General features: G+C 45.8%; 6 protein-coding genes. 2 read left to right on the forward strand and 4 right to left on the reverse strand.

The features are described from left to right. Positions 1-266: 266 nt before the first annotated feature. On the reverse strand, positions 267-833 hold the full coding sequence (locus BZG81_RS15095) for a GFA family protein (protein WP_198533666.1): 567 nt from the start codon (positions 831-833) through the stop codon (positions 267-269). A 241-nt stretch (positions 834-1,074) separates the two neighbouring features. On the opposite strand from BZG81_RS15095, the gene BZG81_RS15105 reads away from it, so the two are divergent. Further along, entirely contained in the window at positions 1,075-1,956 is an 882-nt protein-coding gene (locus BZG81_RS15105) for a tyrosine-type recombinase/integrase (protein ID WP_077677775.1), read from the forward strand. After that, entirely contained in the window at positions 1,953-2,999 is a 1,047-nt protein-coding gene (locus BZG81_RS15110; protein ID WP_077677776.1) for an IS91 family transposase, read from the forward strand. Before BZG81_RS15105 ends, BZG81_RS15110 begins: the two co-directional genes overlap by 4 nt. Before the next feature lie 260 nt (positions 3,000-3,259). Here BZG81_RS15110 and BZG81_RS15115 read toward each other — a convergent pair whose 3' ends face one another. From BZG81_RS15115 to BZG81_RS15125, 3 genes are all read right to left on the reverse strand, one after another. Then, complete coding sequence (locus BZG81_RS15115) at positions 3,260-3,859, reverse strand: hypothetical protein (protein WP_077677777.1); 600 nt, start codon at positions 3,857-3,859, stop codon at positions 3,260-3,262. A gap of 193 nt (positions 3,860-4,052) precedes the next feature. Further along, positions 4,053-5,168 carry a DUF3800 domain-containing protein gene (locus BZG81_RS15120; RefSeq protein WP_021024297.1) on the reverse strand — a complete coding sequence of 372 codons (1,116 nt, stop codon included), beginning with the start codon at positions 5,166-5,168 and terminating at the stop codon, positions 4,053-4,055. A 155-nt stretch (positions 5,169-5,323) separates the two neighbouring features. Beyond that, positions 5,324-6,442, reverse strand: coding sequence for a Shedu anti-phage system protein SduA domain-containing protein (locus BZG81_RS15125; protein WP_077677778.1), 1,119 nt, complete (start codon positions 6,440-6,442; stop codon positions 5,324-5,326). Positions 6,443-6,818: the final 376 nt, after the last annotated feature.

Raw genomic sequence — 6,818 nt, forward strand, 5'->3', positions numbered from 1 at the left:
CCCATTAAATCGCACTGAAAATGATCAACAAATTGATCCTTTGTTTTCACTTATTTTAATTAATAAATATGGCATAACGCACGGTTTTCAGCCCTAAGTGACAATTTAGTCATTAAGTTGCTAGCCCAGGCATGGCGCGGATCTTCATGCGTTTTCCCTGGCACCCATTCCGAACTATTTCGATAAAATGTAACGCTTGGCTTTGCGGCGTGCCGGAGCGCAGCGTAGGTTCGTCCGCCAACAGCCACTGGTTATGTGATGGTAGCTCACTCTGGCAGCCCCTCAAACTTTGGTACGTCCCCTAACCCCTCGTCCCAAACAGCTTTGCTGGATGAAAAGATATGCGCGGTTGGCGCCATAGAGATTTCAGTATCCAAGCATCCTGCCGGAACGACGAGCAATCCTGGGATCTGAGTACTTGGCAATGCTGAGCCACACAACTTACAAAAGCTTTTTTTATGACGAGTGCCTGGAAGCGTAAAGGACGTCACAGCATCTGCACCCGACCGCCAGGCCAATTTAGCTGACTGTGAGAATAGATTTGCCGCATGAGCCGACCCCGTATCTTTTTGGCAATGCTGACAATGGCACAGGTAAAAGCTATCGAAATCACCTGTTAACTCAAAGCTCACGGTACCACACAGACAAGAACCGCAGCATCCTGCACCCGACCGCCAGGCCAATTTAGCTGACTGTGAGAATAGATTTGCCGCATGAGCCGACCCCGTATCTTTTTGGCAATGCTGACAATGGCACAGGTAAAAGCTATCGAAATCACCTGTTAACTCAAAGCTCACGGTACCACACAGACAAGAACCGAAATGATCAGTCATCAGAACTCCTTCTATGGCCTGTGGATGAAATACACATAACGCCCTGTTAAGGTGTGAGCAACGCAATACTGATGCCACCGCATACCACCTTAAACACTAAACGCAACGCATAGTAAAAATGCCATGCGTTGCGAATCACTCTTAAACAGATTGTTGAACGAAGCCGCTATGCGGCAGAATGTCGCCTTACCGCCTATGTTTCTTCCTACTCTGCCAATCAGCAGTAAACAGGAGAAACACCATGACCCCTCTACAACAACGGCACTTCGATGCCCTTTATCAACAGCACCTTGATAATTTAACGCTTCAAGGCAAACGCCCCGCTACCATTGATGCTTATGCCCGTGCCGTTCGACGTATCGCCGCATTCTTCGATTCTCCCCCTGACAATCTCTCCCAGCAACAACTCAAAACCTACTTTGTGCGCCTTATCGCTTCTCACTCTTGGAGTACGGTTAAGCTCGACCGCAATGGCTTGCAGTTTTTCTATCGCTATACCCTCAATAAACAGTGGCAATGGCTCGATATCGTCAAGCCTCCGCAAGTGAAGCCCCTGCCTGATATTTTAACCCCCAACGAAGTCGGCTTACTCATCACTCTCACCCGACAACCTCGCTACCAACGCTTTTTCTATACCCTTTATTGTCTGGGGCTGCGATTAGGAGAAGGACTGCAGCTGACAGTGAGCGATATCGATAGCGCTAACCATCAAGTACATGTGCGTCATGCCAAAGGTGGTAAAGACCGACTCGTGCCGCTCCCGGATAACACCCTCTCTGTGTTGCGCCAATACTGGCGCACCCATCGCCATCCAACCTTGCTCTTTCCCGGTGTCGGGAATGATGGCCCAATGGACCGCGGTGGCGTGCAGAAAGCCATGAAGCAGGTCTGTCGTGATGCCGGTATTCACAAGACCATCAGTCCCCATTCATTACGTCATTGCTATGCGACGCATTTACTCGAACAAGGCCTGGATTTACGCTCTCTGCAACGCCTTTTGGGGCATGCCAGTCTCACGACAACGGCACGTTATACGCAACTCACCGACGTCAAACACGCCCAGCTTCATCAGGCAGTAAATCGACTCGCATCCGGACTCACGATTCTGTGGGAGGCAACATGAGTACGTTTATTCAACTGTTGCAACAACATACCGAGACGATGCCGACTCATTCGATGACGCCTGATATCGCTCGGGCCATCTCCGCGATGACCCGTTGCCGGACAGGCGCATTGGGGCAATCTCAATGGGCTTGTCAGGGCTGTCACTATGACGAGCGAACGCCGCTCTCTTGTGGCCATCGCCATTGCCCCCAATGCCAACATCCCAACACAGTACAATGGCTAGAAAGGCAAACCACCAAGTTGTTGCCAACCACGTATTTTATGGTGACCTTCACCTTACCTGCGACGTTGCGTCACTTGGCTCATATGCAAGCAAAAAGCTTGTATGCATTGATGTTCTCTGTCGCCGCGTCAGTCCTGAAAGACTTCGCTCAGCGTAAACATGGCGCAGACAGTGGCTTTACGCTGGTACTACACACGCATAACCGACGACGGGATATGCATCCACACTTGCATGCGATTGTGCCCGCTGGCTTTTACCACCCAACACGTAAGCAATGGCACAAGGGTAATAAACAGTATCTTTATCCGCACGCAGCATTGGCCTCCGTCTGGCGGGCAAGGGYGCTCGCCGCCATTAACGCACACCCCGTGCTCTCACTGCCCCTTTCTGTGCCGAAGACATGGGTGGTGGATTGCCGTGCAGTCGGCCGCGGTCTACCCGCGTTAAAATATCTATCACGCTACTTGTATCGCGGCGTTTTGCCCGACAAAGATATCATCGACATCAGTGACCATCAGGTGACCTTCCGGTACACCGACAGCCAGACAAATCAATCGGCGACTCGCTCGTTGCCTACCAATCAGTTCCTGATGTTAATACTTCAGCATGTCTTACCCAAAGGGCTACAACGCGTGCGTGACTATGGCTTATTGCATGGCAGCGCCAAACACAAGCGATACCATATTCAACGTATATTGCTTCACATGGCACACCATACCTTGCCCGTTGAGACGGCCCCTGAGCAGCATACGACACGATGTTGTCCTACATGCGGGGAGCGGCTCATGGTCTGCGTGGGCGTGACACGACCGAGGTAGCCGAAAGGCGAATAGAATAAGGAGAATGGCGTTCACTTAAACACAGGAGAGCAAACCGACAAAAACCACATCGTTAACGTAACGTATTGAAGTGATGTCTTATCTGCTCACTTCTTGGCTGCGCTCGCACTGAAAAAAGTGCCAGACGCAGCGCCTACCTATGCGCATTCGAGCTATTTACTTAATAAAGCAACGGGCTTGTTCAACACCCAAATGAAGTGTCGGCTGCGCGACACTTATTCTTATTTGTTATGTGCGTCTTAACTGTTTATCGCATCTAGTAATTTTTGGCCATCAGGTATAGCAGACATTGTGCGTAGAAAAACGACATTACGTTCAAGAATTTTCTTAACTTCAGCAGCTGGTAGCGGTTTATCTAGGACAGTAAAATCTAAGAGCTTTTGGAAATGGCATTCATCTGTGTCACCGTAACGGTCTTTTTTAAGTGTATCCCCTGATCCTTTGCCATATGCTACAATTCCAACGCCATTTTCGTACAGAAACACAGTATCGTTTTTCTGGATTCTATCGATATTGAATTTCCAAGGATCATAGAACGCAGCAGCGATACCCTCACTAAGCATCTCTCGATGATCGTTAAGATCATGCTTTTTATTAGTATTTAACACATGAAAATTGATAGAGCCTTGCTCAGTACTATCATCTTCTGAAATAGCTTCCTCTGCGACCTTAACGCCTTCCTCAAGTAGCTTTAGCATTACATCCTGTTTAGAAAGTGACAAATATTCAGCAAGGTCTTCAACTACGGCCTGAAGTTCCTTAGGAATACGTACTGTTGTTGCAACTAATTCACTTCTAGCTTTTTTTGACTCAAGAATCATGCTTTTTAGATCTGGCATAGTTTTATCTCCTTCACATTGATGTAGAGATACTACGCCAAAATTATAACAGATGCAATTTAGATTCACTATTGAATCTGAAATAATTCAGTCAAGACTCAAGGAGCCACCATCGAGCACATAACGCCTGCGTAATGGGCTGGCTTGAAGCGCCAGCGCAAAACCAGTCCCGTTAACGCATTGGTTATAGCTGTCAGATTTTGAAAAGGGTCGTGACATCAATTCCGTCTACCTCGTCTTCACCAAGCTGAAGATCTAGCGCGTGAATAACCCTGTCAGCCATCTCATCTTTGTAGTTTTTATCACCGGTGTGGTTAAGCCTTCGATTAATTGCTCCTGCGATGAGATCGGCAAGCTGAACCATAGGGCTTTTTCGAGAAGAAACCGATTCCAGTGTGCCCAGCGCCATCTCATCACCAAACCTGTCTTCAAAATGAGAATTAACCCTGCGTTTCACCTCAGCGAGAGTGATTGCATCTAAAGACTGCTCCTCGTCCAAAGTGACGTTGATAGTCTGAGGCTGGCTAATGCGATGATGTTCGACCTCGTGCTCTACGCCATTTATGAGCATATGTTCGTGAAGCTTCTCTACAACATTTTCAATTTTTCGCTTTGTGCGACTGCGTTCTACTGCTATAGCCTTAAAGCTTAAAAATTCACGATTTGCCTGGATTATGTTCAGGTATTCGGCGAGCGTATCACTGTCTCTTTTGCCAAACTTTGTGAAGTGGATTTCTCTGCTGGCCCACAGAGATGAGCTTTGCCAGTCCAAGATACTCTTGCTTATTGTATAAACCGCTCGTCCGGTAAGAACCCAGACTGAGGCCACAACGACATAGTTTTGGTTCTTACCAGTTTCGTCGGCAAAGACAGTGACAACCTTCCGAGGGCTGACGTCTTTCAGAACCTCATCCTGCATTTCCTCTTCACGCTTCTTGCGGAATTTTTTAACGGGTGAGTCAGAGGTGAATAGCCCATATTCATTTTGAATTTTCGCTCTCGCGCGCACTATGTAGTGCAATCTTTCCAGTCTGAAAAGGTCCTTGGGGAGAATGCCCGATTCGTTATAAATATCAGGCTGAAAGGTTTCCCAGTATTTTATTGATAGAGTAATGTCGCTGTTACGAGCCTGCGGGTACAGATTCAGGATGTAGGCGACTTTTGTCTTCAGCGTGGTGAAATCGCCTCCGGCCAACGATGCCAAAAGCTCCTTCTTTTCTTTTTCTAGCTTCGCCAGCTTTGCTTCTCGCTCAGCCTGTTCTTCCTCACTGAGCAGATCGATTTCTTCTTCGTTCTCTTCTTCCCTCATGCCTACATCCCTATTTAACTACAATGACCTATAACGCTAAATTAAGGTGTGAACAACGCTAACCACCTACCTAAAGCATTGTGCCATAAACACTAAACTTGCTTGAAGTGAGAGCGCCGCGCGTTGTGAATCACCCTTAAATTTTATTGTTAGGGCTAAAATGGTATGTCCTCACAGCGCTCATCTTGAGGCGATGGAGCAACCACATCAAACATACCTAATATTCGTTCAGATACTTTCAGAAGTTGATCATAAGTTATGATTTCAACTCGGTGTAAATGTGAGTTTAAATTCCTGAGAGCTTTGATTTGTTCTATGTTGCCATCTCTGCCAACTATGATCTTGGCACGAATTTTAAGTGTGTCGAAACCCTCGCTAACAATTATTGAATCACGTTGCCGCTCAATTTCTTCAATATAGCGAACAACTTGACCAATTACGGCTGAAAGCTTAGAAGATGGATAGTAACTATCATGAGAGCGATCATGCGTAAAGAGTGACTCAGTAAATGCCTTTTTTATTTCAATAATTTCGACATAATCATCTACAGTCTTGCGCATCATGAAATCTAAGCGGTCATCGCGCGTCCATGTTTTTCGTTGCAAACGCTGACTATACTCACTACCAAACATCCAAGGGTTTAACTCTAGATGCTTTTGAAAATCACCCTCTAAAGTGTTTGGGTCTTCTATCAAAGCACGAAGTTCTGCGATAGCTTTAGAGTACTCCACGATTTTTGCTGCTGTAGAAATATGCGATAAAGTATCTTTATTGCTGACTTCAAATGCCTTAATAAATTCAGAGACATTAGTTTGACTCGCTTCGATGTGCGAAATGATACTGCCCAGTAACGAAAACCTTTCTGTGTCATTTATAGACTCTACTGCATCTAGTAAGTTAGACMGTTTCGCAAAATCACCAGAATTGACAAGATGTAACTCACCAATCTCAGAGCCTAATTGGTTTGCATACTCAGCATCCAAAAAGCAGTATAATCTTTTTATTTCATCAGGCTTGTTGCCATCTAATCTAACAGATTTTTCGGACTTATAGTTCCAGCCTTGCTTAGAGCGGTCAATTTGATCAATTTTTAATGAATAATGGTGAACTGTTTTATCTTTATCCAGTATCTCTAGTAATGTAGCTATTCTAAAAGCTTGCGGACCCTCCTTTAGAACAACCTGCTTAATCAAACCTACATTAGAATTGTTATACGCTTTCTTTATCTTGATTTTAACATCTTCTAATGTATTTTCAGGAGGTAACAACCCCATACAACTCTCCTATTTAGCCCTAACGCCGCATTAAGTGGTGAGCAACGCCTCCCCCCAAGCTAAACCATTGTGTCCTAATCACTTTAGCCTATTTGAACTGAAAATGCTGAGCGTTGGGAATCCGTCTTAAATGCTTTGTATGGATAATCTCACCCGTATTTGGGTAAAGTGAGACCCAAGCTTTAGCTGCAACTAAAGCTTTCTAATGTGCAGTTCGATTGAACGCTGGCTCCTCTGTCGAGAGACCGATAACAAACATGAACGCACCTTAGAACTCCAAGCACCAAACTCGAATACTCGACTGGGTCTCGAACCCGTATTACGCAAACAAGAGTTAGCTTATTATGAATACTGCATCCAATCAAAACATCTACAT

The organism is Salinivibrio sp. MA607 (genome assembly GCF_001996245.1).
GTDB lineage: Bacteria > Pseudomonadota > Gammaproteobacteria > Enterobacterales > Vibrionaceae > Salinivibrio > Salinivibrio costicola.

Excerpts from the sequence above, each read along its gene's own strand:
- BZG81_RS15095 (WP_198533666.1), bottom strand. The coding sequence starts at position 833 with ATGACTGATCATTTCGGTTCTTGTCTGTGTGGTACCGTGAGCTTTGAG.
- BZG81_RS15105 (WP_077677775.1), top strand. The coding sequence starts at position 1,075 with ATGACCCCTCTACAACAACGGCACTTCGATGCCCTTTATCAACAGCAC.
- BZG81_RS15115 (WP_077677777.1), bottom strand. The coding sequence starts at position 3,859 with ATGCCAGATCTAAAAAGCATGATTCTTGAGTCAAAAAAAGCTAGAAGT.
- BZG81_RS15120 (WP_021024297.1), bottom strand. The coding sequence starts at position 5,168 with ATGAGGGAAGAAGAGAACGAAGAAGAAATCGATCTGCTCAGTGAGGAA.